This is a genomic window from Corynebacterium yonathiae (genome assembly GCF_027570195.1).
Taxonomy (GTDB): domain Bacteria; phylum Actinomycetota; class Actinomycetes; order Mycobacteriales; family Mycobacteriaceae; genus Corynebacterium; species Corynebacterium yonathiae.
Genome location: NZ_JAKMUZ010000020.1, coordinates 21,466 through 47,193, shown reverse-complemented (window position 1 = coordinate 47,193; position 25,728 = coordinate 21,466). Strand labels below are relative to the sequence as shown.

Annotated in this window: 25 protein-coding genes, 2 tRNA genes and 1 other RNA gene; 24 read left to right on the top strand and 4 right to left on the bottom strand. The window is 60.8% G+C overall.

What is annotated here, in order from left to right:
• The 3 genes from L8V22_RS10110 to L8V22_RS10100 all read left to right on the top strand — a co-directional run.
• The coding region (locus L8V22_RS10110) for a hypothetical protein (protein WP_269966493.1) at positions 1–203 on the top strand (203 nt) is incomplete at its 5' end.
• A gap of 181 nt (positions 204–384) precedes the next feature.
• Entirely contained in the window at positions 385–1,308 is a 924-nt protein-coding gene (locus tag L8V22_RS10105) for a DUF418 domain-containing protein (protein WP_238800702.1), read from the top strand.
• A gap of 2 nt (positions 1,309–1,310) precedes the next feature.
• Positions 1,311–2,348 (top strand): trypsin-like serine protease, encoded by a 1,038-nt coding sequence (locus L8V22_RS10100; RefSeq protein ID WP_238800700.1) that lies wholly within the window; start codon positions 1,311–1,313, stop codon positions 2,346–2,348.
• Here L8V22_RS10100 and L8V22_RS10095 read toward each other — a convergent pair.
• Positions 2,345–3,373, bottom strand: a complete 1,029-nt coding sequence (locus L8V22_RS10095; RefSeq protein ID WP_238800698.1) for a prephenate dehydrogenase — start codon at positions 3,371–3,373, stop codon at positions 2,345–2,347. The two genes, L8V22_RS10100 and L8V22_RS10095, sit on opposite strands and share 4 nt — an antisense overlap.
• Positions 3,374–3,412: 39 nt before the next feature.
• Between L8V22_RS10095 and L8V22_RS10090 the strand changes: the two genes are divergently transcribed.
• The 4 genes from L8V22_RS10090 (at position 3,413) to L8V22_RS10075 (ending at position 4,778) form a co-directional block, all read left to right on the top strand.
• Complete coding sequence (locus tag L8V22_RS10090; RefSeq protein ID WP_238800696.1) at positions 3,413–3,892, top strand: tRNA adenosine deaminase-associated protein; 480 nt, start codon at positions 3,413–3,415, stop codon at positions 3,890–3,892.
• A 25-nt stretch (positions 3,893–3,917) separates the two neighbouring features.
• The gene (locus L8V22_RS10085) at positions 3,918–4,349 is read left to right on the top strand and encodes a nucleoside deaminase (RefSeq protein ID WP_238800752.1); all 432 of its coding nucleotides are present in this window, start codon (positions 3,918–3,920) and stop codon (positions 4,347–4,349) included.
• A gap of 51 nt (positions 4,350–4,400) precedes the next feature.
• Positions 4,401–4,601, top strand: coding sequence for a CsbD family protein (locus tag L8V22_RS10080; RefSeq protein WP_238800695.1), 201 nt, complete (start codon positions 4,401–4,403; stop codon positions 4,599–4,601).
• Positions 4,602–4,690: 89 nt separating this feature from the next.
• Positions 4,691–4,778: transfer RNA gene (locus L8V22_RS10075), tRNA-Ser, on the top strand.
• Positions 4,779–4,817: 39 nt separating this feature from the next.
• Here L8V22_RS10075 and L8V22_RS10070 read toward each other — a convergent pair.
• Positions 4,818–5,321 carry a hypothetical protein gene (locus L8V22_RS10070; RefSeq protein WP_238800693.1) on the bottom strand — a complete coding sequence of 168 codons (504 nt, stop codon included), beginning with the start codon at positions 5,319–5,321 and terminating at the stop codon, positions 4,818–4,820.
• Between the two features lie 120 nt (positions 5,322–5,441).
• Between L8V22_RS10070 and L8V22_RS10065 the strand changes: the two genes are divergently transcribed.
• The 9 genes from L8V22_RS10065 (at position 5,442) to tgt (ending at position 17,070) form a co-directional block, all read left to right on the top strand.
• Positions 5,442–7,325 carry an HtaA domain-containing protein gene (locus tag L8V22_RS10065; RefSeq protein ID WP_238800691.1) on the top strand — a complete coding sequence of 628 codons (1,884 nt, stop codon included), beginning with the start codon at positions 5,442–5,444 and terminating at the stop codon, positions 7,323–7,325.
• A 10-nt stretch (positions 7,326–7,335) separates the two neighbouring features.
• Entirely contained in the window at positions 7,336–8,382 is a 1,047-nt protein-coding gene (locus tag L8V22_RS10060; RefSeq protein WP_238800689.1) for a heme/hemin ABC transporter substrate-binding protein, read from the top strand.
• Entirely contained in the window at positions 8,363–9,412 is a 1,050-nt protein-coding gene (locus L8V22_RS10055) for a FecCD family ABC transporter permease (protein ID WP_420839997.1), read from the top strand. Before L8V22_RS10060 ends, L8V22_RS10055 begins: the two co-directional genes overlap by 20 nt.
• Positions 9,412–10,188 (top strand): heme ABC transporter ATP-binding protein, encoded by a 777-nt coding sequence (locus tag L8V22_RS10050; protein ID WP_238800686.1) that lies wholly within the window; start codon positions 9,412–9,414, stop codon positions 10,186–10,188. Before L8V22_RS10055 ends, L8V22_RS10050 begins: the two co-directional genes overlap by 1 nt.
• Positions 10,189–10,198: 10 nt before the next feature.
• Complete coding sequence (locus L8V22_RS10045; RefSeq protein ID WP_238800679.1) at positions 10,199–11,248, top strand: HtaA domain-containing protein; 1,050 nt, start codon at positions 10,199–10,201, stop codon at positions 11,246–11,248.
• Between the two features lie 177 nt (positions 11,249–11,425).
• Complete coding sequence (locus tag L8V22_RS10040; RefSeq protein ID WP_238800677.1) at positions 11,426–12,067, top strand: biliverdin-producing heme oxygenase; 642 nt, start codon at positions 11,426–11,428, stop codon at positions 12,065–12,067.
• A gap of 86 nt (positions 12,068–12,153) precedes the next feature.
• Positions 12,154–13,014 carry an HtaA domain-containing protein gene (locus L8V22_RS10035; protein WP_238800675.1) on the top strand — a complete coding sequence of 287 codons (861 nt, stop codon included), beginning with the start codon at positions 12,154–12,156 and terminating at the stop codon, positions 13,012–13,014.
• Between the two features lie 229 nt (positions 13,015–13,243).
• Entirely contained in the window at positions 13,244–15,823 is a 2,580-nt protein-coding gene (locus L8V22_RS10030; protein WP_269966492.1) for an MMPL family transporter, read from the top strand.
• Between the two features lie 2 nt (positions 15,824–15,825).
• Complete coding sequence (tgt, locus tag L8V22_RS10025) at positions 15,826–17,070, top strand: tRNA guanosine(34) transglycosylase Tgt (RefSeq protein ID WP_238800673.1); 1,245 nt, start codon at positions 15,826–15,828, stop codon at positions 17,068–17,070.
• On the opposite strand, the gene L8V22_RS10020 is transcribed toward tgt, so the two are convergent.
• Positions 17,055–17,729, bottom strand: a complete 675-nt coding sequence (locus L8V22_RS10020; RefSeq protein ID WP_420839996.1) for a queuosine precursor transporter — start codon at positions 17,727–17,729, stop codon at positions 17,055–17,057. The two genes, tgt and L8V22_RS10020, sit on opposite strands and share 16 nt — an antisense overlap.
• A 33-nt stretch (positions 17,730–17,762) precedes the next feature.
• Here L8V22_RS10020 and gluQRS point away from each other — a divergent pair, with 33 nt between their 5' ends.
• The 3 genes from gluQRS to L8V22_RS10005 are packed head-to-tail and all read left to right on the top strand — an operon-like array spanning position 17,763 to position 20,594.
• Positions 17,763–18,656 carry a tRNA glutamyl-Q(34) synthetase GluQRS gene (gluQRS, locus tag L8V22_RS10015; RefSeq protein ID WP_238800669.1) on the top strand — a complete coding sequence of 298 codons (894 nt, stop codon included), beginning with the start codon at positions 17,763–17,765 and terminating at the stop codon, positions 18,654–18,656.
• An 11-nt stretch (positions 18,657–18,667) separates the two neighbouring features.
• Complete coding sequence (locus tag L8V22_RS10010; RefSeq protein ID WP_238800667.1) at positions 18,668–20,248, top strand: cation:proton antiporter; 1,581 nt, start codon at positions 18,668–18,670, stop codon at positions 20,246–20,248.
• A gap of 10 nt (positions 20,249–20,258) precedes the next feature.
• On the top strand, positions 20,259–20,594 hold the full coding sequence (locus L8V22_RS10005) for a hypothetical protein (RefSeq protein ID WP_238800666.1): 336 nt from the start codon (positions 20,259–20,261) through the stop codon (positions 20,592–20,594).
• Between the two features lie 105 nt (positions 20,595–20,699).
• Here L8V22_RS10005 and L8V22_RS10000 read toward each other — a convergent pair.
• Positions 20,700–20,788 (bottom strand) — tRNA-Ser (locus L8V22_RS10000).
• A 178-nt stretch (positions 20,789–20,966) separates the two neighbouring features.
• Between L8V22_RS10000 and ffs the strand changes: the two genes are divergently transcribed.
• The 5 genes from ffs to L8V22_RS09975 all read left to right on the top strand — a co-directional run bounded on the left by ffs (position 20,967) and on the right by L8V22_RS09975 (position 25,727).
• Positions 20,967–21,065: signal recognition particle sRNA small type (gene ffs / locus L8V22_RS09995), an RNA gene on the top strand.
• A 60-nt stretch (positions 21,066–21,125) separates the two neighbouring features.
• Positions 21,126–22,397, top strand: coding sequence for an aspartate aminotransferase type Ic (locus L8V22_RS09990; RefSeq protein ID WP_238800665.1), 1,272 nt, complete (start codon positions 21,126–21,128; stop codon positions 22,395–22,397).
• The gene (locus L8V22_RS09985; protein ID WP_238800661.1) at positions 22,360–22,941 is read left to right on the top strand and encodes a hypothetical protein; all 582 of its coding nucleotides are present in this window, start codon (positions 22,360–22,362) and stop codon (positions 22,939–22,941) included. The genes L8V22_RS09990 and L8V22_RS09985 overlap by 38 nt, the downstream gene beginning before the upstream one ends.
• 18 nt (positions 22,942–22,959) lie before the next feature.
• Positions 22,960–25,296, top strand: a complete 2,337-nt coding sequence (locus L8V22_RS09980) for a DNA polymerase III subunit gamma and tau (protein ID WP_238800659.1) — start codon at positions 22,960–22,962, stop codon at positions 25,294–25,296.
• A 62-nt stretch (positions 25,297–25,358) separates the two neighbouring features.
• On the top strand, positions 25,359–25,727 hold the full coding sequence (locus tag L8V22_RS09975) for a YbaB/EbfC family nucleoid-associated protein (RefSeq protein WP_005327377.1): 369 nt from the start codon (positions 25,359–25,361) through the stop codon (positions 25,725–25,727).
• The last annotated feature ends 1 nt before the right edge of the window (position 25,728 follow it).

The window sequence follows — 25,728 nt, the reverse complement described above, 5'->3', positions numbered from 1 at the left end:
TAGGTCTCTCCGTGAAGTCTTCCGCGCTCCTCTCTGGCCTTATCGCCGGAGCCCTCCTCGGCTTGATGCTGTGGCTAGACTCTGGCGTTTTCTGGCTCTTCCTGGCCGGCTTAGGCATTGGTCTCGCCGCATCCCCGCTGGTGAAGCTGGCTGCGAATCCTTCGCGTTCGCGCAGGCGCCGCGATAGTTCTTTCCGCGACTAGGCTCGCGCCTCAGCGCGCCTCCCTGAGTCGCAAAGACTCTTAGACAATCCCCTTATAAAATGCAGAACACGTATAAAACGTTCACAGCAACCTTTCAGACGGGTCTAGTAGAAAAAGAAAGTCTTTATTAACAAGGGGAGTGTGGCAACGCGTTCCCCTACGTCTTGAAGGAGAATGCTAGGTGTTAGCACCCTCGCGCATTGTAGGGCTCGATATAGCCCGTTCACTTGCGATTATCGGCATGATAGTTCTGCATATGGCCTCCCTTGTGTGGCACACCAAGGTCATTTTAAACGGCCTGCCTGCCGCGTTTTTCGCCATCTTGGCTGGCGTCACGCTGATGATTATTGCCCGTGATTTCACGGTGACCACGCTTCTGCGTATCCTTGCCCGCGGCTGCATAATTACACTCATCGGCCTCGCGCTACTGCCCCTAGGGGGAGAGATTCAGGTCGTCCTAGTAGTAATTGGCATCACTATGATGTTGCTGTGCTGGGTCCCCCCGTTGCACTGGGCTTGGAAGCTAATCCTATTCGCTGCGGCCACCGTAGCCGCGACCGTGAAATATGCTCCGCTGACCCTACCGCAGGTATACCCACTGCTGGCCTATATCGCCTATTTCCTCGCCGGCATGCTGCTCTATGAAATCTATATTCGCAAGCAACGCACCGCTGCGCAGTGGGCTTCTACCGCTATAGCCAGCATCGTTGCCGCTATCGGTTTCTACTTCCGCTTTACTACGGACATTCCTGGCTGGCTACGTTTTACCGGCCACACTGGCGTAGTGGGTGAGATCATGCTGTCCATTGCCGTCGCTGCAGTCGTCCTACACCTATGCTTGCTTGCCGGCCGAGCTGCGCCCAAGCTGGTCTATCCGTTCGCCGCGCTGGGTGCGATGTCACTGAGTATCTACATACTGCACGTGCTCACCGCCTACTATTGGCAAAGCCACATCGCCCTGCACAACACCGCCTGGGCCTGTGCCTTCATCGCGCTCTTCCTCGTTATCGCAACCCTGTGGCGCCGCCTGATAGGGAAGGGGCCGGCCGAATGGGTCGTCGCCAAAGCTATTGCCATCGCCGTTCCTGCCGGAAAGAAGGACTAATCATGCAGCACAAAATCTTCCCTGCTCTGCTCGCCGCCAGCATCGTGGCATTGACAGCCGCCCCGGCTACTGCACTCGAACACGGCGATCCAGCCACGGACTCCCCGGAGGCTCGTACCGTCGCTCAACTCAAGATAGGACGCGTGGGTAGCTTCGGTGATTGCACCGGTACTCTCGTGGCCGCCCAATGGGTGCTCACCGCTCGTCACTGCCTCGAGTCCGTGAATAACAAGGGCACCCAGGCCCGCATCAATGGCACCACCTACAACGCTGATTCCTGGGCGCTGTCGCCGCTTTCCGACGCCGCCCTTCTCCACCTCACCACCCCTGTCACCGATACAAAACCCGCAGAGATTTCCACCCAAGTTCCTGAACCGGGCAAACGCGGCACACTCTACGGCTGGAGCAGTAGTTCCTCTATGGCGCGCCGCGGTCAGCTGCCCCAAGCAGAAATGGAAGTGGCCGAGCTCCTCGGCGGTGGTCCCGCCGGCCCTGCTGGCGCGGACGCCACTGCGGACGCTGCCGCGAGCGCTGGTGAGGAGGCCGATGGTGGAGAAAGCGTTCCCGCGGCCGAGGCCATGCCAGAAATTAGTGCGCCGGAGGATACAGAAAGCGTGCCAGCCAGCGAGGCCATGCCGGGTGGGGCGCCAGATGGCCCGATGCCATTGATCGAAAGTGCCATTCTTGATGTACATTCCACCGGCCGAGCGGGAATGCAGGGTGGTGACTCCGGCGGCCCCTTCTTTGTCGACGGTAAACTCGCCGGACTCGCCACGGCGGGCACCGCGAACGGGGACCCAGACCTGCCTTCACCTAGTGCAGCTATTACCACGCTGGCTGGCACCAAGGACTGGATTGAGGGAGTAGTCAGCGGACGCGATGAGGAAGCGATTCTCACCGCGGAAACTACTCCTGAGCCGCCGAAAACCCCGCAAACCAGCGCCGACCACGCTTGGCTTTATGCCGGAATAGCGGTGCTAGGTCTTGTTGCCGCCGCGGTAGTATCCCGGATTCCCGGCCTACGGGGTCGCAAGCGTTAGAAAATCTCGATGCGCCCGCCCAGGGATTCGGATTGGCGCAGCTGCGCCACCCACTTCGGGCCGCCTGGGTGCAGGCGCAGCACTGGGCGGGAAGAAATCTTGACCGGGGAAACCGATTCTTTACGCGCGCCGGAACGGGCATCGATGCGGGTGCGGGCGCGATAGCCGGCGTCGGTAAGCTCCGCAATGGAGGGATCGGGAGAGTCGAGCTTCTCACGGGCGTCGCGCAGCAAATCCAAGGCCTCGTCCAAAGCCTCCACCAAAGCTGGGGCATTAGTCTCGCACATCTGCTGTACCAGCTCCGGGTGCGTGCCGGCCACGCGGGTGGCGTCCTTGAAGGAACCGGCAGACAGGGACTGCGCCAGGATTCCGCCATTATCGCCCACCACAGCGAGGATCTCAGCAAAGACGTGCGGCAGGTGGGAAATGCGCGCGACCGCAGCATCGTGATTAGCCACGCGAATAGGCACCGCCTCCGCGTGCACCATCTGGGTCATGCGCACGACCTCGGTGAAGGTCTCAATCCACTGCTTCGGAATCTTTTCCCCGCGCGCCTCGCACTCGGCAGCATAGTCATAGGTAATTCCCCACGCCGCCCGGCGGAAAAGGTCCTTCTGGGAGTTATCCCAACCGGACTTGGAGGTGCCCGCCATCGGGTGGCCGCCCACATAGCGCGATTCCATGCCGCGCTCCAGTACCTGCTGGCGCACCGCGGTCTTCACGGATACGACATCCGTAATGCCACAGCTAGGTGCGTGCTCCTGAATGGCATCGAGAACCCCACCCACCGCAGTCATGGGAACGGCAATAACGATGAGCGCATTCTCCGTTTCCGCGCGGGTCAAAATAGCGGGAAGATCATCGGTGACGTCAAAGCCCTGCTTTACTGCAGTGCGGGCGCCAGAAGTGGAGTGGTTGTATCCAAAAACGGGGTGCTTATATCCAGCTAGATCGCGCAGCAACGAGCCGCCGATGAGGCCGAGGCCAATAATGCAGATAGGGCGTTGAACATCTTGAGAACTCACGATGACAATTGTGGCACAACACGACTAATCTCACGAGGTATGAGCAACGAAAATTACTCCTTCGCGGTGACCGTCGCCCGTAACGCGGGCCAGTGGCTGGTGCGCAGCTTCAACGATGACTTTGAGGATCCGCAGACCTCCATAAACGCGGTGCGCAGCCTGCGTTCCGAGGGCGCTGCGTTCGCTTTGCTGTGCGTGGAGGATGCCTATTTCATCGTCGTACGCCCAGTGCCGGGCGGGGTGAAGATGCTCATCTCGGATGCCACCTATGGCGTGGATGATGACTTTGCGGCCGATTTCATGGATATCAACGACCATGAAATCCCGGACGTGGACCCCGATGAGGCCGATCCCTATGGCGAGGGCGATTTCGATATCTTCGCCGACCTTGGCCTGTCCGAGGACCAGGTGGGCTACATCATTGACAATGACGAAGATTGGCCATCCGATATGTTGCTGCGTATCGCCGGCGAGCTCGGCTTTGGCGATGAGCTGGAAGACGTCATTGATAACGCCTGAGCCCCTCCTGCGCGCAGAAGCCCGCATGCGGCGCGCCTTGGACGTCGCCAAGTGCACCCCGGCTGGCGATGTCCCGGTGGGCGCTGTGCTGTATGACGCCACCGGAACCGAACTCGCCACCGGCGTCAACCGCCGCGAACAGCTGGCTGACCCAACCGCCCACGCCGAGGTTGAGGCCATCCGCCACGCAGTGCGCGTCCATGGCGACGGTTGGCGCCTGAGCGGCTGCGAACTTGTTGTCACCCTAGAGCCCTGCGCCATGTGCTCCGGCGCCTTGCAAGCTGCGCGCGTTTCCTCCGTGGTTTTCGGCGCTTTTGAGCCTAAGACCGGCGCGTGTGGCTCGCTTATCGACGTCCTGCGTGCCCCCACTGCGCCCTTTACTCCGCAGGTCCGCGGCGGCGTCCTCGAAGAAGAGTGCGCCGCGTTGCTCAGGAATTTCTTCGACGACCTGCGTTGAAAGTGCGTACACTGGTGCCCATACATTATCCGTCTAATCAAAGGAGTGATTATGGGCGATTTGGAAAACAAGAAGGATGGCCTCGTAGGCAAGGCAAAGGAAGCCTACGGCGAAGCTACCGACAACAAGGAAGTAGCTAACGAGGGCAAGGCCGACCAGGTCACCTCCGAGGCTAAGGACAAGCTGTCCGACGCCGCCGACGGCATCAAGGACAAGGCTAACGAGGTTATCGGCGGCCTGAAGGACGACTAATCCTCGTCCCCGTTTCTCATATCGCTGCGCTAGCACCCCGCCGGCGCAGCGATTTTGTCGCTCGGGCCCACTCCCGTAGTCTGGAACGCGGTGGCGTGTCCGAGCGGCCGAAGGTGATCGCCTCGAAAGCGATTGTTGGGTAACCCCCAACCGCGGGTTCAAATCCCGCCGCCACCGCGCAAGGCCCCGACCTGTTAATACAGGTCGGGGTCTATTTTAGTTTTTCTCCGCTAGGGAGCTTTGGGGTGCTGGGGTAGCTAACGCGTCTTGCTTTGCGCGTGTAGACCGCGCGCGGCGGCGCTGCAGGGTGGGGAGGAACCACGTTGCGATGGCCGCGATGACAGCAATAATGCCCGCGCTCCACGCGAGGTATTTCACGGGGGTAAACCACCACGCCAGGGCCGCGACTACTGCGATGAGGATCCATACGACGGGCACGAGGAAGCTGGGTTGTTCGGCCCACGGTTCCCGTGGGAATCGGCTACGGGCCTCTGCGCGGATGCGGCGTGGCGTTTTACGGGCAAGTACCAAGGAACAGGCGACCACGAAGGCCAAGCCGATACCGGCGATGAGCAGGTTGCCGCTTACGCCGCCGAACATAAATACGCCGACGGAAAGAGTTAAGGACAAGCGTTCACCGAACGTGAGTGGGAAGTTCTGTGTGGGATCCACATCTGGATAGATGCTGGTGAAGATGTCTTTGCGGGGGTCGTTTTGCATTCTTTGCTTCTTATAGGGGTGGTTTATTGACAATCAGAAGGAGTTAGGTAAGGATACACTTACCTAACTAAGGCAAGCGTAGTCTATTTCATTTCTAGACACGAAAACAAGGTTCTCAATATGATTGGAAAACTGTGGAAGCCGGCGTTCGGCAGCATCGTCGCCGCTTTTCTCGTCGCGGCATTCGCCCCACTTTTGTCATCTGCTCCAGTGGCCCACGCAGATGAATCCTGCACATGGAAGTGGGGCATCAAGCAATCATTCCGTAGCTACGTCAAGGGCAATATCGCCCACGGTGGATGGGGTGCCAATGGCATTGGCTTTACAGGCGACGAGCAGGGCGATGGTGCGTTCGTCTTTGCCCCAGGAAAGCCCGATGCGTCTGGTGGAAACGTCACGATTCCGTTCAATGGAACGCTGAGCTTTACCGGCCACGATGGGGTCTTGGACATGACGATGTCGGACTTCAAGGTCAAGGCCTCTGGAAAGCAAGCACAGATTTCCGTGGACTACGTCTCCTATGAGATGAACCGCCAAGACCTCAGCCGCGGTAAAAAGATCCAAGGCAATGATGAGGTAATCGCCACCATTAATCTGGCCAACCCCGTCGAAGATGGTGCCGGGAAGGTTGATTTGTCTGGATCTACCGCTCTGACCTCCGGCGGGGCCAAGCTATTTACCGGCTTCTACCAGCCGGGCGAAGCCTTAGATCCGTCCTCCGGCAGCATTGCGCTCGACGGCTCGTGCGTTGGATCCGGTTCTGGCTCCGGTTCCGGTGGGGAGCGCCCATTGACCTCCATTACGGGTTCCTTCACGGGCTTTAACAAGGAAGCTATGGACATCCTGTCTGAAACCAATGACACGATGAACGGGATTACTACGTTTATGGGCAATACCCAGGCGTTCCTGGATGAGTTGGAGTCTTTCAATAACCGGGGTGGATCGAACTCGAATTCGGGTGGTTCTACTTCGGGTACGTCGAACTCCACTGGAGGAAACTCGGCTTCTACTAACTCTGCATCGGGAAATTCATCACCGAGCAACTCTGGTTCGCGTGGAGGCGGCGGTGCCTCAGGCGCTGGCAAAACAGCGGCTTCTGGTCCTGCGCACTCTGGATCTGCGAGCTCTGGCGCCCCGAGCTCAGGTAATTCGGGCGAGGGAGGATCTGGCGGGGACGGTGCCGTCTGTGAGGCTACTGGTGTTACTCAAGCCACCGCTCAGTGGGGTTTAAAGAAATCCTTCCAGTCCTATATCACCGGATCCATTGCCCAGGGCCGATGGGATCTCTCTGGTGTTGGCTATGACAATGGGCGTTTCCAATTCACGAGTAACTCCGGTGCCGTAAAAGATGGCGCGGGCTCCGTGCAATATGGCGGAAGCATGCAGTTCACCGGGCACCACGGCAAGCTGGACCTCAACATCGCCAACCTGGAAATCACCTTTAACGGCAATTCTGGCGAGCTTATCGCTGACGTGCGCTCTTCCAATATGGAAGGGAAGAAGAAAGACTTTGGACGCACTGTTATTGGCACCTTGAACTTTAAATCCCTCGACATCGGCACGGACACCGTGTCCGGTGAAGCTGCGGTATCGCTTTCTGAAGCCGGTTCCCAGGCACTCGCTGAGTTCTATGAACCAGGCACCCAGCTGGACCCGTTGAGCTTCCACGCCACCTTGGGTGGAAGCGCTGATTGCGGCGCCGTATCAGGTGGTGGAGGCTCTAGCTCCGGTTCTGGATCCGGCGGATCCGGTGGATCTGGCGCAGGCGGAAACGGAAAGGGAACCCCTAGTTCCAAAGGCGGCGCTCATGCCGGGGCCGGGGATCCAGTGCTAGCCGGTGACTCGGGGCAGGGATACGAGGACGGATCGAACAAATTCAAGGTCAAGTCCGCGACGTCTCCCGGCGGGAGCCTAGATAATCCGACCGCCTATCTACTGCTCTTCATCGTCGGATTGATCATCGCCGGTGGCTCCACCAGCCGGCTTGTCATGAACAACTCTTAGAAAGATTGCCGTGAAACTCGTTCTTCGTTTCCTCGTACCATTCCTGTGCATCTTCAGTCTTACCGCGTGCGGTGTGCAGGGAAGCTATACCGATCAGCTACCGGATCCCGCTGATCTCTCGGATCCCAGGTCTTTTGAAGGTGTCAGTGACGTCAAAGGTTTTGACGAAATCGAACCGGTTACTGATAAGGCAGAGCCGGCGCTTCCGGTGGAGCTTACCGATGCCGATGGTAACGACGTTACCGTCACCGATGCCTCCCGCATCCTGGCTTTGGATATCTATGGCACCTACACCAATACCCTTAGCGGCTTGGGGCTTGCGGATAATATCGTCGGTCGCACAGTTTCTTCTACCGAGCCCAACCTGGCGGATCTCCCGGTGGTGACCGAAGGTGGCCACAACATCAACGTGGAGGCGGTGCTGGAGCTGCAGCCGACGCTCGTCATTGCAGACCATTCCATTGGCCCGCGCGATGCCATCGATCAAATCCGCGCGGCGGGTGTCACCACCGTGGTGATGGAACCTGAGCGCACGATCGATTCGGTGGGTGAGGACATCACCACGCTTGGCGATGCCCTCGGCCTGCCCGATGAAGCACGCGAGCTGGCGGATCGTTCCACCAAGGAAATCGACGAGGCAAAGGAAGCCATCAAGAAGTTGGTTCCCGATGATCCAATGCGCATGGCGTTCCTTTACGCACGCGGAAACGGTGGCGTCTTCTTCATCATGGGTGATGGTACCGGTGCGCAAGATCTGATTGAAGGCATTGGCGGTGTGGATCTGGCTGCAGAAAACAACCTTTCCTATGCGGAACCCGCTAATGCTGAGGCGCTGGCGCGCATCAATCCAGAGGTGATCATCATGATGACCAATGGCCTGGAATCCACCGGCGGAATTGACGGCTTGCTGGAGCGGCCCGGCGTTGCTCAAACCACCGCCGGCCAAAAGAAGCGCATCGTGACCATTCCGGACGGCCAGTCGTTGGCATTTGGTCCCATGACTGGGCAAACGCTGGTGAAGCTAGCAAAGGCTGTGTATGACCCGGACAATGAGTAAGGACCCGGACACCTTCGCGCGCCGACGCACGCAGCGCACTTGGGTATTCGTACTGCTGGGGATCCTCATCGTTGTCGCGGCGATCATCTCCGTCGTGCTGGGGCAATACTATGTACCGCTGTCTGATCTCTTTCCCATTTTGGCAGCTGGCCACGGGGAGGATTCCTTGACCGCAAGCGTGGTGTGGGACATCCGCCTACCGCGTTTGGTCTTGGGGCTCGTGGTGGGAGCGGCCTTGGGCGTTGCCGGCACGCTGATGCAGGCGGTATTTGCCAACCCCTTGGCAGAACCCTCCATTATTGGCGTTACCTCCGGTGCGGGCGTTGGTTCGGCCGTGATCATCGTCTTTAATATCGAGTTCTTCGGTACCTTTACCGTTCCCGCTGCGGCCTTCCTGACCGCGCTGCTGGTTACCTTCATTATCTATCAGCTTGCGCGCCACAACGGACGGGTGGCCGTGGTGCACCTGATTCTCACCGGCGTCGCCATCAATGCGGTATGCAACGCCATTATCTCTTTCATGGTGTACCTAGCGCCGACCGCCAACCGTGAAGCGATCATCTTCTGGCAGATGGGCTCCCTCAACGGCTCACAGTGGAAACACCTGTGGGCGGTACTGCCCATCGTGATGGTTGGTCTCGCAGTGGCCTTGCGCCTGGGTAAGCAGTTAGACGTCCTCGCGCTCGGCGAGCGCGCCGCCGCGCATACCGGTGTGAACGTGCCGCGGCTGCGCATCGTGGCGATCGTGGCATCGGCAGTGTTGACTGCAGCGGCCGTTTCCTTCGCCGGCCTCATTGGCTTTGTGGGACTTATCGTTCCCCACCTGCTGCGCAGCATCGTCGGACCAGAAAACCGCATCCTGCTGCCGGCTTCCGCCCTTGGCGGTGCTGTGCTCATTGGTTTCGCTGACGTGGCAGCGCGCACGATGATTCCTTTTGCGGATCTTCCCATCGGCATTTTCACCGCGCTGGTGGGCGGTCCCACGTTCTTCATCCTGCTACGGCGCATGATGCGCAAAGGAGTGCACTGATGATAAACGTCAAAGACTTAACTGTTCGCGTGGGGGAGCACACCCTGGTGGACCAAGTGTCCTTTACCGCCCAAGCGGGCGAAGTTACCGGGCTTATCGGCCCGAACGGCGCCGGTAAATCCACCGTACTTGCCGCCGTCGCCGGAGACTTCGACTATTCCGGCGAGATCACCGTGGGTGGGCTATCGCCCAAGGCGCCAGCGCGAGAGCTCGCGCGCACGCGTGCGGTGATGCTCCAGGACGTCTCGGTGTCCTTCGAATTCCTCGTCCGCGATGTCGTTGCGATGGGGCGCCGCCCGTGGGAAGGAACTGACTACGCAGACCTTGACGATGACTTTATTGACGCCGCCCTCGATACCGCCGGCGTCGCGCACTTAGCAGGCCGAGACATCAGCACGCTGTCTGGCGGTGAGCGCGCCCGCGCGGCCTTCGCACGTGTGCTTGCCCAAAATACCCCGGTTATCTTGCTCGATGAGCCAACGGCCGCGCTGGATATCCGGCACCAAGAACAACTGTTGGGCTCAGTAAAAGCCCTTGCCCGTGAGGCAGGCGTCGCCGTCCTCGTGGTGCTGCATGACCTCAATGCGGCAGCAGCATATTGTGATCATCTCGTATGCCTGGCGTGCGGGGGATTAGCAGCCCAAGGGCGCGTAGATGAGGTCTTTACCAGTCCTACCTTGTCTCAAGTGTATGGCTGGCCGATATCCGTCGAGGGGCTGCGGGTACACCCGCAGCGTGCAACGCCCACCATCAACCCACTCTTCTCACACAAATAGGAGGATTTCCATGTTTAAGAAAGTAGTGGTCACCGCTCTCGCGGCGACCGCACTCACCGTGCCACACGCTTCTGCGGAAGAAACCTGCACCATCGAATCCGGTTCTTTGAACTGGGGAATTAAGTACTCGTGGCGTTCCTACCTCAAAACCGGTTTCGCTGCTGGTGATTGGTCCACTAGTGGCCCAGTGACGCAAACCGGTGATCCTAAGGGGAAGGATTTCTCTTTCGGCTTCGAGGTCGATCCTGAAACCTCTACGGTAACGGTGGATGAGGAGGGCAATGTGGTGTCGTCCAATATCGAAAGCAAAGACTCCTCGATTACGTTCACCGGTCACCACGGCGCTCTACATTCCACGGTTGTGGCACCTTTCATCAAGACCTCCGGTAATAAAGCCCATCTCGGTTCCGGCTACGAGGTCTATCACGTAGAGGGTAAGAATATGCTTCAATACACCGAGGACGACCACATCGACGCCAATAAGCGCACCGGGGATGGGATCTTTGGCCACGGCACGGCGCAATGGACCAAGGAGGGCGATACACTCACCCTTTCCGCCAGCGATGTGCGGTACAAGGAGCAGCAAGGAACAAGAGATGGAAAAGTCGAGGGCGTAGACCAACTTTTCATGGGCATGTATAGCTCGGAGAACAAGCCTGAGCTTGATGACGCCCACCTAACCCTCAAGGTTTCCTCTGGTTGTGGCCAGAAGAAGGAAGAAATGCCGCAGGATCAGGAAAAGCCGCAGAATGAGCCTGCTCCGGAGCCGCCGGTAGCTTCGCCGGAAAAGGAAGAGAAGCCACAGAGTCAGCCACCAGCGACCTCGCAGACCCCGGCACCGCCGAAGAAGCCGGAGACCCCAAAGAGTCCTGAATCTTCGGAGTCTAAGAAGCCGGGAACTGATAAGCCAGAGAAGGACACTCCCTCCGGTTCTAGCTTTGCCAAGGTGTGGAACTACATCTTGGGCGTAGCAACCATTGGCAGCATGTTTGCCATTCTTGGGCAGGCCTTTATAAAGTCAGGCGCCCTTGAGAGCGTTCGTGCTCTTCTCCACCGGTAATAGGGGTTAGCTAAGTGTGCCGTGCCGGCAGCCACATCCTAATACCGTGAGCACTGCTGGCGGGGGTGGGGAGTTAGTTCTTTTGGTTGATTTCTCCCCACAAGCCTTGTAAATAAGGATTGCCTAACCTTACTTTTATATCTAGAGATTAGGTAAGCATTACTTTGGAGGAAGTCAGTGACTGTGACACTCAAGAAACCATTATCCGTCGCATTGCGCGAGGGGACCGCCCACGCTCACGAGAACGCGGAGGGTTCTGCGTTTATGCAGCGGCTCATGTCGGGCCAGCTGAGCGCTGAGGCCGCAGCCGATTTGAGCGGCCAGCTGTGGTTTGTTTATGAGTCTCTGGAGCATGCAGTCCGCAGTGTGGCGCATACTCCAATCGCCGGTGCGGTGGCTGATCCACGCCTTGAGCGGCGCTTCGCTCTGGAGGCGGATTTGGCGACACTCGTCGGTAGCGACTGGCGCGAAAAGATCCGAATCCTGCCGGCCACGGCATCTTACGTTGCCCGCCTAGAAGAGGTATCCGGCAGTGCGGCAGAAGTGGTAGCCCACCACTATGTTCGGTATCTCGGTGATATCTCCGGCGGCCAGGTGATTGCCGCGCGCCTCGGCACGCTTTATGACATCGAGCCGGATGCACTGAACTTTTATGACTTCAGTGCCATCGGCAAGATTCCGCCGTACCGCAAGGGCTATCGCGAACGCCTAGACAGTCTCATGCTGACTGCGGAGCAGTGCGAGGCATTGCTCTCGGAGGCGCAGCGCGCATTCGCTTTCAACTCGGGAATCTTCGCCGAGCTTGATAAGCGACACTGATTTACTTTTTCTAATTTTCCAATTTAGGTAAGGCTAGCCTAATATTTTAGGCGAAGCTTCACCACTGCTCTCAAGAGGAGAAATTCATGAAAACAACATCCGTCATCGCCGTTGGAGCGGTTGCACTCGGCGCCGTCACCGCACCGGTAGCCTCTGCCGATGAGGCTCCGGCCGATGTCCCCGCCGTGGAATCCGGCCAATTGAACTGGCCCATCAAGGAATCCTTCATTCACCACGTGGACACCAACCCGCTTGCCAAAGGCATAATCAATACCACCGACGGCGCGGAGAAGGTAGGAAAGGACTTCACCTTCCCAGTCGATGCGGCCTACACCACGCTGGATGCTGAGGGAAACGGCACTATTGGCACTCAGGGATCCGTGCAGATTCAAGGCTATCCAGGCTTCGGCCCTAATGGTTCCTACGGCGTCGATCTCACATTCTCGGATATCAAGGTAGAAGTAGCAGGCCAAAACGCCACCATCACCGCGGATTATAAACTTACGGGCGCCTCGGGCCCGCTTAAGAACAAGCCGGTTGAATTGTCTGGCGATGACGCCGCAATCTCTACCTTCACGCTTACTGAGCCCTTGGTGCCGGAAACCGGCAAGTCCTACGCCACAACTGATGCCCCCACCTCGCTGACCCAGACGGGCTCCGACATTTTCTTGGGCAAGTACCCGGTGGGGCAGCCGCTTGACGATGCCAACTCTGATCTCACCGTGGCATTCGACGGTGCCTCCGAAAACGCTGAACCATCTGACCATGGGGCCCCAGAAAAGAAGCCTTCGGGCGACAACGCTGCAGCCGATGGCTCTTCTTTCCACGGTTCTTCGTTCGGCAAACTAGGCGAGACCATCGCTGCTGTTGTCGAGCGGGTAAAGAAAATTAGCGCCTTCTTCTCTGACCTCGTTCTTCCCGGCCTGAGTTTGTCGAAGTACGTTTAAACAGCGAGCGTTCTCTCGCGGCAGAATTATCTACGCCGCTCCGCCGTGGCCACCCGATCGAGTCCTTGACTGCATCGGGTGGCCACGTTTCTTTTTGGCCCGCTGCCTTGGCATCGTCTGTGAATACGGGCTGCCCGGCGGCTAAATTATAGGGGATTAGAGGGTATGGCCACTACACTAGGACAAAGTTCAACCCGTCCCCCACGCGAATGCGAAGGTACATCTACCCGTGGCTAAACTGCTTTATCGTCTTGGGCGTTGGTCTTTCCTCCATAAATGGAAGGTCATCGTGGCATGGCTACTGCTGCTCGCCGCCGTCGGCGGTGCCGCCGCCTTGCTGATGAAACCGATGACGAGTGAGTTCTCCATCAAGGGAACCCCGTCCATCGACGCCACCTACAAGACCATGGACCTCTTCCCAGAGGGCGGCAATCCTGCCAACTCGCCCTCGGTCAACGTGGTCTTCAAGGCCCCAGACGGCCAGAAGCTTTCTGATCCCGCAAACCGCGAGGCCATCGACGCCACCATCTCCTACCTCGAGGACAACCTAGAGATGGGCGATACCACGCGCTTTGGCAACCCGCTTGAGGTCTCGCCTCGATTGCAGGACCAGGTGATCCACCAGTTCACGGACATGGGATTGCCGGAAGCATCCGCCCGCGCGGACGCGGACAACCTCGCCATGGTCAATGATGACGAGACCATTGCCTATACCACCTTTAATTTCGACGCCGAGTCGCCCTATAGCGTGGAGCAGGCCGATAAAGACACCGTTACCGAGGCAATGAATATTGCCCGCGACCGCGGCCTCACGGTAGAAGGCAATGGTGCCGGCTTCGGCGATGAAATCGCGGTCAATTCCACCTCTGAGATCATCGGCCTCGGCGTTGCCTTTATCGTGCTCATCTTTACCTTCGGCTCCCTGGTGGCCTCGGGTATGCCTTTGGTGTCCGCCGTCATCGGCGTGGGACTAGGCGCGCTGGGCATGTTCATTGCCACCCACTGGATTGAGCTCAATAATATGACCCCGGTCCTGGCCATCATGATTGGCTTAGCCGTGGGCATTGACTATGCGCTGTTTATCCTTTCGCGCTACCGCGCCGAGCGCCGCCGCATGGACGGGCCCGATGCCGCAGGCATGGCGGTGGGAACCGCCGGCTCCTCCGTGGTCTTTGCCGGCGCGACCGTCTTTACTGCGCTTTTTGCGCTTCTCATTGCACGCATCGGCTTCTTGACGGCCATGGGCTTGGCCGCCGCCGGCACCGTCGCCATCGCCGTATTGGTGTCGCTTACGCTCATCCCCGCGATGCTGGGTGTGCTGGGCGATAAGGCCTTCAATGGCCGAATCCCCGGCGTGGCCGGCAACCCGACCCGCAAGGGAAAGCGCCGCCGCGGGCCCACTATGGGCAACCGCTGGGTGCGCCTAGTCCAAAAGGTCCCCGGCTTGGCTATGGCGCTGGTCGTGCTCTCCTTAGGTGCAATGACCGCGCCGGTACTCCAGATGGAGCTTGCCCTTCCGGCCGATACTACGTCGAATCCCGATACCACCCAGCGCAAGGCCGCTGACCTCATGTCCGAGGGCTTTGGCCCCGGCGTCAACGGTCCTTTCCTCGCCGTGGTCGATGCCCACACGGTCAACGCGGAGTCCGGCGCCTTGGCCCCGCTTGTCGACGCCCAGTCTCAACCCGAACCAGCCCCCGCTCCCGCACCTGCTCCCGCGCCGGAGCAGGACGCGGCCGAGAATGCTGCCCCCGAAGAAGAGATGCCTGAGCAGCCGCAGCAGGACCAACCCGCGGCAGAGCCGGAGATTGCCCCGGCTGCTGAGGTGGTAGATACCTCTGCAGACGCTGCAGACGATGCCTCTCCGGAGGATAAGGCCGCGCTCGCGTCCTTCCTCTATGCCGCGGACCAACTCAAGGGCTTGGGCGGGGTGAAGCACGCGCAGATCGTCGGACTGAGCGAGGATCAGCGCGCCGCACAGATCATGGTCACCCCGGAAACCGCGCCTACGGATACCGCGACGGTCAACGTAGCGCACGCACTGCGCTCGGCCACCGGCGAGATCGAGGACGCTACCGGTACCGACATCGGCCTGACCGGCCTGACCGCTGTGCAGCTCGATATCACCGAGCGCCTCGAGGAAGCTATGGCACCGTACCTGGCCATCGTCGTGGGTCTGGCCATCGTGCTGCTGCTCTTGGTCTTCCGCTCCATCCTCGTGCCTTTGGTTGCGGGCCTGGGTTTCTTGCTGTCCGTTGGCGCCGCCTTCGGTCTGACCGTTCTGGTCTGGCAGGAAGGCCTGTGGAACCTGGTTCCCGCGCCGGGCCCGCTGATTTCCTTCATGCCGATCTTCCTCATCGGCGTGACCTTTGGCCTCGCGATGGACTACCAGGTCTTCCTAGTCACTCGCATGCGAGAGCACATCTCTCGCCACCCGGAGGGCACCGGCGGGCGGTATAGCGCCGTCGATGAGGCCACCATCACCGGCTTTACCCAAGGCGCCCGCGTGGTAACGGCCGCAGCCATCATTATGATTTCGGTCTTCGTGGCGTTTATTAACCAGCCGCTGCCTTTCATTCAGATTTTCGGCTTTGCCTTGGCCGCTGGCGTGCTTTTCGACGCCTTCTTTATCCGCATGACCCTCGTCCCCGCCACCATGTTCCTTATGGGCCGCGCGACGTGGTGGATGCCGAAGTGGCTGGCCAAGATTCTGCCCACCCTGGACATCGAAGGCACCGCCCTGGAAGAAGAATGGGAAGCTAAACACGCCACCCCAACCCCTAGCCCTGCACACAAGGAAGAAGAATAGATATGGACTTGAGCTTCGACGTCGGCAAGCGCCTGCCCGAAGGTCCCGGCAAGCACGGCCGCAGCGGTGTCATCCACACCCCACACGGCGATATTCAGACCCCAGCCTTCATCCCGGTGGCCACTAAAGCCACGGTAAAGACCCTGACTCCGGAGCAGATTCGCTCCACCGGCGCGCAAGCCATCCTGTCGAATGCGTACCACCTTTATCTGCAGCCAGGCCACGACATCGTGGACGAGGCCGGCGGCGTGGCGGAGTTCGAAAACTGGCACGGACCGACCTACACCGACTCCGGCGGATTTCAGGTGATGTCGCTGGGCGTAGGTTTCAAGAAGGTCCTTGCGATGGATATCGCGGAACTTAGCGATAAGGACATCCGCGCCGCCAAGAAAGAACGTATGGCGCAGGTGGACGAGGACGGCGTGGATTTCAAATCCGTTATCGACGGCTCCAAGCACCGCTTCACGCCTGAGAAGTCCATGCAGATTCAGCACGGGCTGGGCGCGGATATTATGTTCGCCTTCGATGAGCTGACCACGCTCGTTGATACGCGCACCTACCAAGAAGAATCCGTCGCCCGCACGCACCGCTGGGCGAAGCGCTGCCTAGACGAGCACGACCGCCTCACCCGGGAGCGTGCCCATCGCCCGAAGCAGTCCTTGTGGGGCGTCGTTCAGGGCGCGCAATATGAGGATCTGCGCCGCCAGGCCACCCGTGGCCTGCTCGACCTCGACCGCGCCGCCCGGGAGGAAGGCAAGCGCGGCTTTGGCGGTTTTGGCATCGGCGGCGCGCTGGAGAAGGAAAACCTGGGCACCATTGTCGGCTGGGTCTGCGATGAGCTACCCGAGGACAAGCCGCGCCACCTGCTCGGCATCTCCGAGCCGGACGATATCTTCACTGCCGTCGAGGCCGGCGCCGATACCTTCGACTGCGTGGCGCCGACCCGCCTAGCGCGCCGCGGCGGCGTCTACACCCTCGACGGCCGCATGAACCTCACCAATGCGCGCTTTAAGCGCGATTTCGCTGGCGTCGACGAGGAATTCGGCGGCTACGTATCTGAGAATTACTCCCGCGCCTACCTGCACCACCTGCTCAAGGCGAAGGAATTCCTCGCGGGCACGCTGTGCACCATCCACAACGTGGAATTCATGATTCGGCTAGTGGACAATATCCGCGCCGCGATCGACGGTGGCTACTACGAGGCCTACCGCGATGAATTCCTCGGCCGCTACTACGCCGGCAAGTAATCCTCGCGCTTCTTCACCCACTTGATGACCGCGGCCGTCACCGGCAGCATGACGGCCTCCATCAGGGTCTTCCAGACGAATCCCACGATGACGTAGTTGATGAAACCACCCACGGTATCCACGCCGATTACCGGCGCGGCGATGGCGCAAAACAGCAATGTATCGCCAAATTCGCCCACCACGGTAGAAGCGATAAGGCGCGAAAAGAGGCCCTTTTCGCCCGAGCGCTTCTTCATTGCGGTCAGCGTCCAAGCGTTGAGCAGCTGGCCCACGAGATAGCCGGCTAGCGAGGCGGCCAGAATCTGCGGCATCAGGCCGAGCGTGGCTGCGAATGCTTCTTGGCCCTCGTAGAAATCGGCCGCCGGCAGCCAGATGGCGATATAGAAGCACACGGCCGCCAAGATGGCCATCGCGAAGCCGATATAGACCGCGCGCCGGGTGGATTTAAAGCCATAGCACTCGGAGAGCACGTCGCCGACGATATAGGCCAGCGGGAACAGGAAGAAGGCGCCGTCGGTTACCAGCGGGCCGAGCTGTACACCCTTGGTGGCATTGATATTGGAAATCAGGAAGGTCACCACAAACACGGTGACCAGCCAGGGGTAGAGGGTGGAGCGGACGGGAATGAAGCGCACCTCAGCGCTGGTTGGTTTTTCCATGCCCGCCATTGTGCCAGCCCGTAGACTGTGGGCATGAATTCTGCGACTACCGGCGCCGGCCGCTACGCGCCGAGTCCCTCGGGCGATCTGCACTTTGGCAACCTCCGCACGGCGCTTCTAGCGTGGCTTTTCGCTCGGTCGACGGGTCGGCGCTTTGTGGTGCGCGTGGAGGACATCGATAAGCAGCGCTCTTCCCCGGAGGCGGCCGAGCGCCAGCTCGCGGACCTGCGCGCGCTCGGGCTGGATTGGGACGGCGAAGTCATCTACCAGCAGGATCGTGACGCCGCTTATGAGCAGGCCTTGGCCCAGCTGCCCACCTACGAGTGCTACTGCTCGCGTAAGGACATCCGCGAGGCCTCCCGCGCCCCACACGCCATCCCTGGCCAGTACCCGGGCACCTGCCGCAACCTCACCGAGGACCAGCGGGCGGTCAAGCGTGCCGAGCTTGCTGCCCAGAATCGCCAGCCCGCCCTGCGCCTGCTTGCCGACGTCCCCACTTTCACCATCCACGACGCCCTCCACGGCACCTATACCGGCGACGTCGATGACTTCATCCTGCGCCGCGGCGGCCAGGACACCGGTTGGGCGTATAACTTGGCCGTCGTCGTCGACGATGCCTTCCAGGGCATTGACCAGGTGGTCCGCGGCGATGACTTGCTCTCCTCCGCGCCGCGCCAGGCCTACCTCGCCTCATTGCTCGGCATCGAAGCGCCGGAGTATATCCACGTCCCGCTCGTGCTCAATGAATCCGGCGAGCGTCTGGCCAAGCGCGATGGGGCGGTGACCATGCGGGAGATGGGGGAGGTGGGGGACGTCGTAAAGCAATTGGCAGTCTCGCTGGGATACGAAGCCGTCAGTGCCGCAGAGCTGCTAGCGCAATTCGAGCCCGACCGCTTAAGCCCAAAGCCCTATACCTGGCGGGGGTAAAATCTAGGCCCATGGACGTTCTTCTGGTGCTCATTGGGCTCATGCTGCTGACCGTATTCGTCGTCGCCATCGGCGACAAGATTGGGCTGCCGTGGCCGGCGTTGCTGACTATCATCACCGCCTGCGCCGTCTTCGTGCCGGGGCTACCCAGATTTGAGCCGCCCACCGAACTCATCCTGCCGATTTTTCTGCCGCCGCTGCTGTGGGCGCTGGCCCGGCGTACCTCGTGGGGCGTTATCCGCGAGCAATGGGTGACCATCCTGAGCCTATCCGTGCTGTTGGTTGTCGCCACCACGCTGGCCGTTGGTGCCACGGCCTATGCTTTCCTGCCGGGCATTAGTCTGGCAGCGGCCATCCTTATCGGTGCGGCCATCGCGCCACCGGACCCCGTCGCAGTTGATGCTGTGGCCGAACCCGCCGGCATCCCGCGGCGTATTATCACTACCTTGCAGACCGAAGGCCTGTTTAACGATGCCGCCTCTATCGTCGCCTTCAACCTTGCCTTGACGGCGGTAACCCAAGGCGATGAGCTCTCCTTCGGTGGCGGCGTGCTGAACTTCTTCTACTCCGCATTCGTCGCGGGCGGCCTGGGCTGGGTCGTCGGCCGGCTGGTGGCGCTGTTTATCACTCATGTCCACGACGTCACCGCGCGCAACGCACTGACCTGGGTGACGCCGTTCGCCGTCTACCTCATCGCGGAGGAACTCGGTGCCTCCGGCGTTATCGCCGTGGTCATTGCAGCCGTGGAGCTAAATTCTCGCGCCGATATCCAGGCCGAGGACCGTCTTTCCGGTCAGTCTTTCTGGGAGACCATCGAGCTGCTCTTTACCGGCGTGGCCTTCGGGCTCATTGGCCTGACGGTCAATACCGCCATCGGGGAAGTGGGCTCGGACCTGTGGCACTCGGTGGTTGTGGGCGTCATCTTGTCCCTTGTGGCCTTTATCGTCCGTTTGGTGTGGATGTACATCTACTACCGCATCAATGTCTCTCGCGGCCGCCCGCGGGTTGCGCCGCTGCGTCTCCAGGAGGTGCTGCTGATGACGTGGTCCGGCATGCGCGGCCTCGTCACCTTAGCGCTGGTTTTGTCCATCCCGGCCGGTGTGTTCAGTTTCCACCACGAGCTCGCGGTCATCGCACTCACCGTCTTGCTGGTCACGATGGTGGTTCCCGGTTTGCTGCTGCCATGGCTGATGGAGCGCCTGGACCTCACGGAGGCCTCCCAGATTGCCAGCGATAAGATGCGCGCTGCCGTTGTTGCCCGTGCGCGTGCTGCCAGCATCGAGGCACTGTCGCACTTCCGGCCTGATGGGCATATAGCGCCCGACGCCGAAAAGGTCGACCCCGAGATTTCTGCCAACGTGATGCAGTGGTTCGAAGACCGCCTAGGCGATGGCGAGGATGTTTCCGAAGACTCCCGCAAGCAACGCGCCTGGCAGTTCCGCCACGTGGCTTTGGAGGCCCGCCGGACGGCTCTGACGGCCGCACAGGAGGAACTGCTGCGCATGCGCGGCTACCGCGCCTATAATCCGGCCATCGTAGACGAGGTGCTCGAGGAAATTGACCGCATGGTCTTGGGCACCAAGCGCCACTAGGCTAGGCGGCATGGACGCCTTCGATTATGCCCAGCTCGAGGATGCGCTGGATTATCTCTATGATTTCCTCGACCAAGACCTAGTGGACCGCGTGCGCGCCGAGCGTGAATACGTTCCAGAAGGGATGGAGGGCTTGCTTGCCGACGACTCCCTCGACGACTACGTCTGGCTCTGGATCAAAGACCCTGGCCCCAATGGTTTCCGGCAATACCTGCGCGATGGGGGCTATTCTGAGGCCGAGGTTTCCCAGGCCTTCCTTTGGGCGCGTACCGAGTGGGGGATGAATACGCCGCCGCACGTTGCTTGGCTTAAGGCGGATGGCTACGAACCGCCGGTCATCGATTAGCGGTTAACGCGGCGTCGGCTAGTGCGGCCGAGCGCCCGCCCGCGCCGAGCAGATATAACAAAAATCCCGGCTCCTTGCTATAAAAGCAGGAACCGGGATTTCCTCTGGCGGAGGATGTGGGATTTGAACCCACGAGGGGCGTGAACCCCGCACGCGTTCCAGGCGTGTGACATAGGCCGCTAGTCGAATCCTCCGAGAAGAAACATTAGCAGCCGTGGCAATTATTTTACCAATCGCCAGGTCAGAGCTAATTTTTAGGGAACTATAGAGGCTTTGTGGCGGTTGGGTGTTGGTTCGTGCTCCGGAAGCCGGCGTCTGGTCGTGTGCGCGGAGGTCCATTTGGCTAAACCGGCGCTCGGGCGTTAAAGTAAGGGGAGGATTCCGCGTGGCGTCCATCCTCTGAACTCCCCCAGGGCAGGAATGCAGCAAGGGTCAGGAGGCTCTGGCGGGTGCGCGGGGTCCCCTTTTTGTATGGCGTGCGTTACTATTGGGGGCTAAAAGTCGCCCTATACATGGAAGGTAGACATACGCATGTCGCTTCTTACTTTGGAATCGTCCGAACTAACTGAGCTCGCTGCCCAGGTCCGTAAAGACTACGAGGATCTTAAGGCTAAGGGCCTGAAATTGGACCTGACCCGCGGCAAGCCAGCCAAGGCGCAGCTGGACCTCTCCAATGATCTCCTCGCCCTGCCCGGACTGGGCCATTACACCGATGCGGCCGGAAACGACCTGCGTAACTACGGCAACCAAAAGGGCATCAAGGAACTGCGCGACATCTGGGGCAAGCTGACCAACATGGACCCGGAGCTGCTTGTAGCCGCAGACTCTTCCTCGCTGAACATCATGTTCGACCTGATTTCGTGGGCATTTCTCTTCGGCACCAATGACTCCGCGCAGCCGTGGAGCAAGGAAGAAAAGCTCAAGTGGATCTGCCCAGTGCCGGGCTATGACCGCCACTTTGCCATCACGGAGCAGTTCGGATTCGAACTGGTCACGGTGCCGATGGAGGAAGACGGGCCGGATGTAGAGGCCGTCGAAAAGCTGGTGGCGGACCCGACAGTCAAGGGCATGTGGGTCGTGCCGATGTTCGCTAACCCCACCGGCGCCGTGATTTCTGAGGACAAGGCCCGCCGGCTCGCCCGCATGCAGGCCGGCGCACCGGATTTCCGCATCGTGTGGGATAACGCCTATGCCGTGCATACTCTGACCGAGGACTTCCCGGAAATCCTGCCAATCCTGGACATCGCCGCGGAAGAAGGCAACCCGAACCGCTTCTGGGCCATGTCTTCCACCTCGAAAATTACCTTCGCGGGCGCGGGCGTGGGTTTCTTCGGCACCTCGGAGGATAACCTCGAGTGGTACCTAGAGCACGCCGGCATTCGTGGCATCGGCCCCAATAAGATCAACCAGCTGGCACACCACGAGTTCTTCGGCTCCGCAGAAGGGGTGCGCGCGGTGATGCGTCGCCACGCCGCGCTGATTAAGCCGAAGTTTGATGCGGTGCTGCGCATCCTGGAAAAGCGCCTTGGCGAGTACGAGGTGGCGCAGTGGACCAACCCGAAGGGCGGCTACTTCATCTCGCTCGACGTCGTCGATGGCACCGCCAACCGCGTCTGGGAGCTTGCGCGCGATGCCGGTATCCTGCTCACCCAGGCTGGCTCGGCCTTCCCTTATGGTCAGGACGATAATGACCGCAATATCCGCCTCGCCCCAACCCTGCCGCCGCAGGAGGAGGTCGAGGCCGCGATGGACGGCGTCGCTACCTGTGTGCTGCTTGCCGCCGTGGAGAAGCTGGGAGCCTAAAATCAACGCCGACGAGTCTGCCCTGTGGCTGAGCGAGATTATCCCGGCGCCGCTGGAGTTCCGCTACGTCGATGAACGTCGGCTTGGTCTTGCCGCGCTTGCCGACGCCCAATCGCTCGCCCTCACCACCACCTTCAACAACACCGACACCGGCCTGCAGAGCCAGGAGGACGGTACCGATGTGCGCTGCGAGCTGTTGACGGTGGCACGCACCGGGCAGCCTGAGGTGGCTGCCGCCATTAACGCTGCGGCCGATACTTTCGAAAAGGCCGACGGCCTGCTACCGGCGCAGCCGGGTGTAATGCTGCCGTCCATCCTCGACGTCCCAGACATCACCGTGCACCACGGCCTCTTCATTGCGCCGTACCTGTGGGGAGGGCAGACCCCGCAATTTCGCGAAGAGGGCCGCCTGACCCTCATCCTGCAGTTGGTCATGCTGACCGATTCGGAATATGCGTTTGGGGTAGAAGAGGGCGTCGGCAAGCTGCAAGGGGCAGTGGCCGAGCAGGGCATTGACCTGCTGGACTGGTCGCGCGAGGGTTAGCCGGTAGACTGGCTAACCGTGGCTTTATACCGGAAATATCGTCCAGCAACGTTCGCGGAGGTCGTGGGCCAAGAGCAGGTCACCGCACCGCTATCCGCCGCCCTTGATGCAGGGCGCATCAACCACGCCTACCTCTTTTCCGGCCCGCGCGGCTGCGGCAAGACCTCCTCGGCGCGAATTATGGCCCGTTCGCTCAATTGCGAGCACGGGCCGACCTCGACGCCGTGTGGCAAATGCGATTCCTGCGTCTCCCTGGCCCCGGGCGGCCCCGGAAACTTGGACGTGACGGAGCTTGACGCCGCCTCGCACAACGGTGTGGAGGATATGCGCGAGCTGCGCGACCGCGCCTACTATGCGCCGGCCGAATCGCGCTACCGCATTTTCATCATTGACGAGGCGCATATGATTTCGCCCTCCGGTGCCAACGCTTTGTTGAAAGTGGTAGAAGAGCCGCCGGAGCACGTCATTTTCATCTTCGCGACCACGGAGCCGGAAAAAATCATCGGCACCATTCGCTCGCGTACCCACCACTATCCTTTCCGCCTGCTCACCCCGCCGGCCATGAAAGGCTTGCTGCAGCGCACCGTGGAGTCCGAGGGCGTGCATGTCGAGGACGCCGTGTACCCCATGGTCATTGAGGCGGGCGGTGGTTCCCCGCGCGATACCTTGTCCTTGCTGGACCAGCTGCTAGCCGGCGCTGGACCCGATGGCCTGACCTATGACCTCGCGCGGCCGCTTTTGGGCGTCACTGATGTCTCGCTGCTTGACGACGCCATCGAAACCCTCGCCAACCAAGACAAACCCGGCCTCTTCGCCATGGTCGACCACGTCATCGAGGCCGGCCACGACCCGCGACGCTTCGCCATCGATCTGCTCGACCGCCTGCGCGATCTGATGATCCTGCAGGCCGTGCCGGGCGCCATCGAAGCCGGCCTCGTCTCTGCTCCTACGGACCGCGCTTCTGTGCTTACCGCCCAAGCGCAGCGTTTTTCCGGACCTCAGCTGACCTATCTTGCTTCTACGGTCAACGATCGCATCAGCGAACTCACCGGCGCGACCTCGCCGCGCCTGCTGTTGGAAATCATGTGCGCGCATCTGCTAATCGGCTCCACCGGCCCTTCCGCGGCTGCGCCCGCCCCCGCCCCCGCTCCCGGCGCAGCCGCCAACGCTGCCGCGGCCCCGTCTGCCCCGGCTGATCCCGCGACCCCTGCCGTCGCCGGTGCCCAAGACCCCCAGTCCGCTGCCGCCGCCATCATTGCGCGCCGCCGCGCCAAGTCCCAGGAGCAGCAGACTTCTAGCTCCACATCTGCATCCTCGTCCGCATCCGCATCCGCGCCTGCGTCCGCCGCCCAGCCGCAAGCTCCGTCCCCAACCGAGCAACCAGCCGCCGAGCCTGAGCCGCACAAGCCGCAGGCGCAGTCGCAGCAGGTTGAGCCTGCGGCGGAAGAGCAGCAGACGCAACTAGCGCAGCCGACGCAACAGGAGTCCGATGGCCCGTGGCAGCGCGAGCGGCAAATTCCGCAGGCAGAAGCGCCCGAGCGCCAGGCACAGCAGCCAGAGCCGCAACAAGCGCCGGAGGGGCGTCGCGAGCCATTAGAAAAGCCTGTGCCGGCCCGCGCAGCGGAATCCGCAAAGGAAACCGCGCCGGAAAATACGCCAGAAACCGTGGCGCAGCCCACGGCCGAGACCGCACAAGCGGCGGAGGAGCCGGCAGGCGACTTCGCAGCGGCCGTGAGGGAGAAGTGGGTGGCGTTGAGGGAGAGCGTCGGAAAGCGGAATAAGGTGGCCGAAATCATGCTGGCCGAAGCCCGCGTGCTTGGCTTCCGCGATGGCACCCTGACACTGGGGCACACCACCGGCGCACTGGCCGAGCGCATCAACGCACCCGCTAATAACTCCGTCATCGTGGAGGTGCTCAAAGAGGAGTTCCAGCGCGATGTGGCCGTGACCTGCGTGGTGGGTACCGACCCGAAAACTGCCGGCTTCGATGCCCCGCGGCCGCCGCAGCGCAAGGAAGCGTGGACGCCGAACCAGCCAGCGCGCGAGCCTGCCGACGACCAGGAGGCGGAGAGTAAGCAAGAACGCACGCCTGGGTGGCGCTCGCGCATCGCACGGGCGACGCAGGCCGCCAAGCAGCGCGATGAATCGCAGTTCAGCAACGGCGTGCCGCTGCCGCCCGAACCCGAGCCGGAGCCCGATGAGGTACCGCCCGAGGAACCGCCGGCCTATACCCGCGATGACGAAGAACGCGACATGATGGAGGCCGCGCAGTCCACCGGTGAAATGGATCATCGCAGCGCTACCGAGGTAGCGATGGAGCTATTGGAACGCGAGCTAGGCGCACGGCGTGCCTAAGCGACAACCACGGTACACTCGGGCGGTAGCGAAATTTAAAGTTGATTTAGAAAGGAAACACCATGGCTGACCAAGACCCAATGCAGCAGGCAAATGACATGAACGACCTCATCGCACAGGCCGCGCAGGTGCAGGCGGATCTGCAGAAGGCGCAGGAAGAAATCCTCGCCACCAACGTTGAGGGCCAGGCAGGCAACGGCCTGGTTAAGGTGACCATGACCGGCGGTGCGGAGCTCGTGGACCTACAGATCGATAAGTCCGTCGTGGATCCGGAGGACGTTGACACCCTGCAGGACCTCGTCATGGGCGCGTTCAAGGAGGCCCACGCTGCGGCCGGCCGCCTGGCGCAGGAAAAGATTGGCCCGCTGTCCCAAGGCATGGGCGGCCAGGGTGGCCCGTCTTTTGAGGATGTCTTCGGCGGCAACCAGTAGT

Coding starts and splice junctions, on each gene's coding strand:
- L8V22_RS10100 (WP_238800700.1), top strand. CDS start 1,311: ATGCAGCACAAAATCTTCCCTGCTCTGCTCGCCGCCAGCATCGTGGCA.
- L8V22_RS10090 (WP_238800696.1), top strand. CDS start 3,413: ATGAGCAACGAAAATTACTCCTTCGCGGTGACCGTCGCCCGTAACGCG.
- L8V22_RS10085 (WP_238800752.1), top strand. CDS start 3,918: ATGCGGCGCGCCTTGGACGTCGCCAAGTGCACCCCGGCTGGCGATGTC.
- L8V22_RS10080 (WP_238800695.1), top strand. CDS start 4,401: ATGGGCGATTTGGAAAACAAGAAGGATGGCCTCGTAGGCAAGGCAAAG.
- L8V22_RS10070 (WP_238800693.1), bottom strand. CDS start 5,321: ATGCAAAACGACCCCCGCAAAGACATCTTCACCAGCATCTATCCAGAT.
- L8V22_RS10065 (WP_238800691.1), top strand. CDS start 5,442: ATGATTGGAAAACTGTGGAAGCCGGCGTTCGGCAGCATCGTCGCCGCT.
- L8V22_RS10055 (WP_420839997.1), top strand. CDS start 8,363: ATGACCCGGACAATGAGTAAGGACCCGGACACCTTCGCGCGCCGACGC.
- L8V22_RS10050 (WP_238800686.1), top strand. CDS start 9,412: ATGATAAACGTCAAAGACTTAACTGTTCGCGTGGGGGAGCACACCCTG.
- L8V22_RS10045 (WP_238800679.1), top strand. CDS start 10,199: ATGTTTAAGAAAGTAGTGGTCACCGCTCTCGCGGCGACCGCACTCACC.
- L8V22_RS10035 (WP_238800675.1), top strand. CDS start 12,154: ATGAAAACAACATCCGTCATCGCCGTTGGAGCGGTTGCACTCGGCGCC.
- tgt (WP_238800673.1), top strand. CDS start 15,826: ATGGACTTGAGCTTCGACGTCGGCAAGCGCCTGCCCGAAGGTCCCGGC.
- L8V22_RS10020 (WP_420839996.1), bottom strand. CDS start 17,729: ATGGAAAAACCAACCAGCGCTGAGGTGCGCTTCATTCCCGTCCGCTCC.
- gluQRS (WP_238800669.1), top strand. CDS start 17,763: ATGAATTCTGCGACTACCGGCGCCGGCCGCTACGCGCCGAGTCCCTCG.
- L8V22_RS10010 (WP_238800667.1), top strand. CDS start 18,668: ATGGACGTTCTTCTGGTGCTCATTGGGCTCATGCTGCTGACCGTATTC.
- L8V22_RS10005 (WP_238800666.1), top strand. CDS start 20,259: ATGGACGCCTTCGATTATGCCCAGCTCGAGGATGCGCTGGATTATCTC.
- L8V22_RS09990 (WP_238800665.1), top strand. CDS start 21,126: ATGTCGCTTCTTACTTTGGAATCGTCCGAACTAACTGAGCTCGCTGCC.
- L8V22_RS09975 (WP_005327377.1), top strand. CDS start 25,359: ATGGCTGACCAAGACCCAATGCAGCAGGCAAATGACATGAACGACCTC.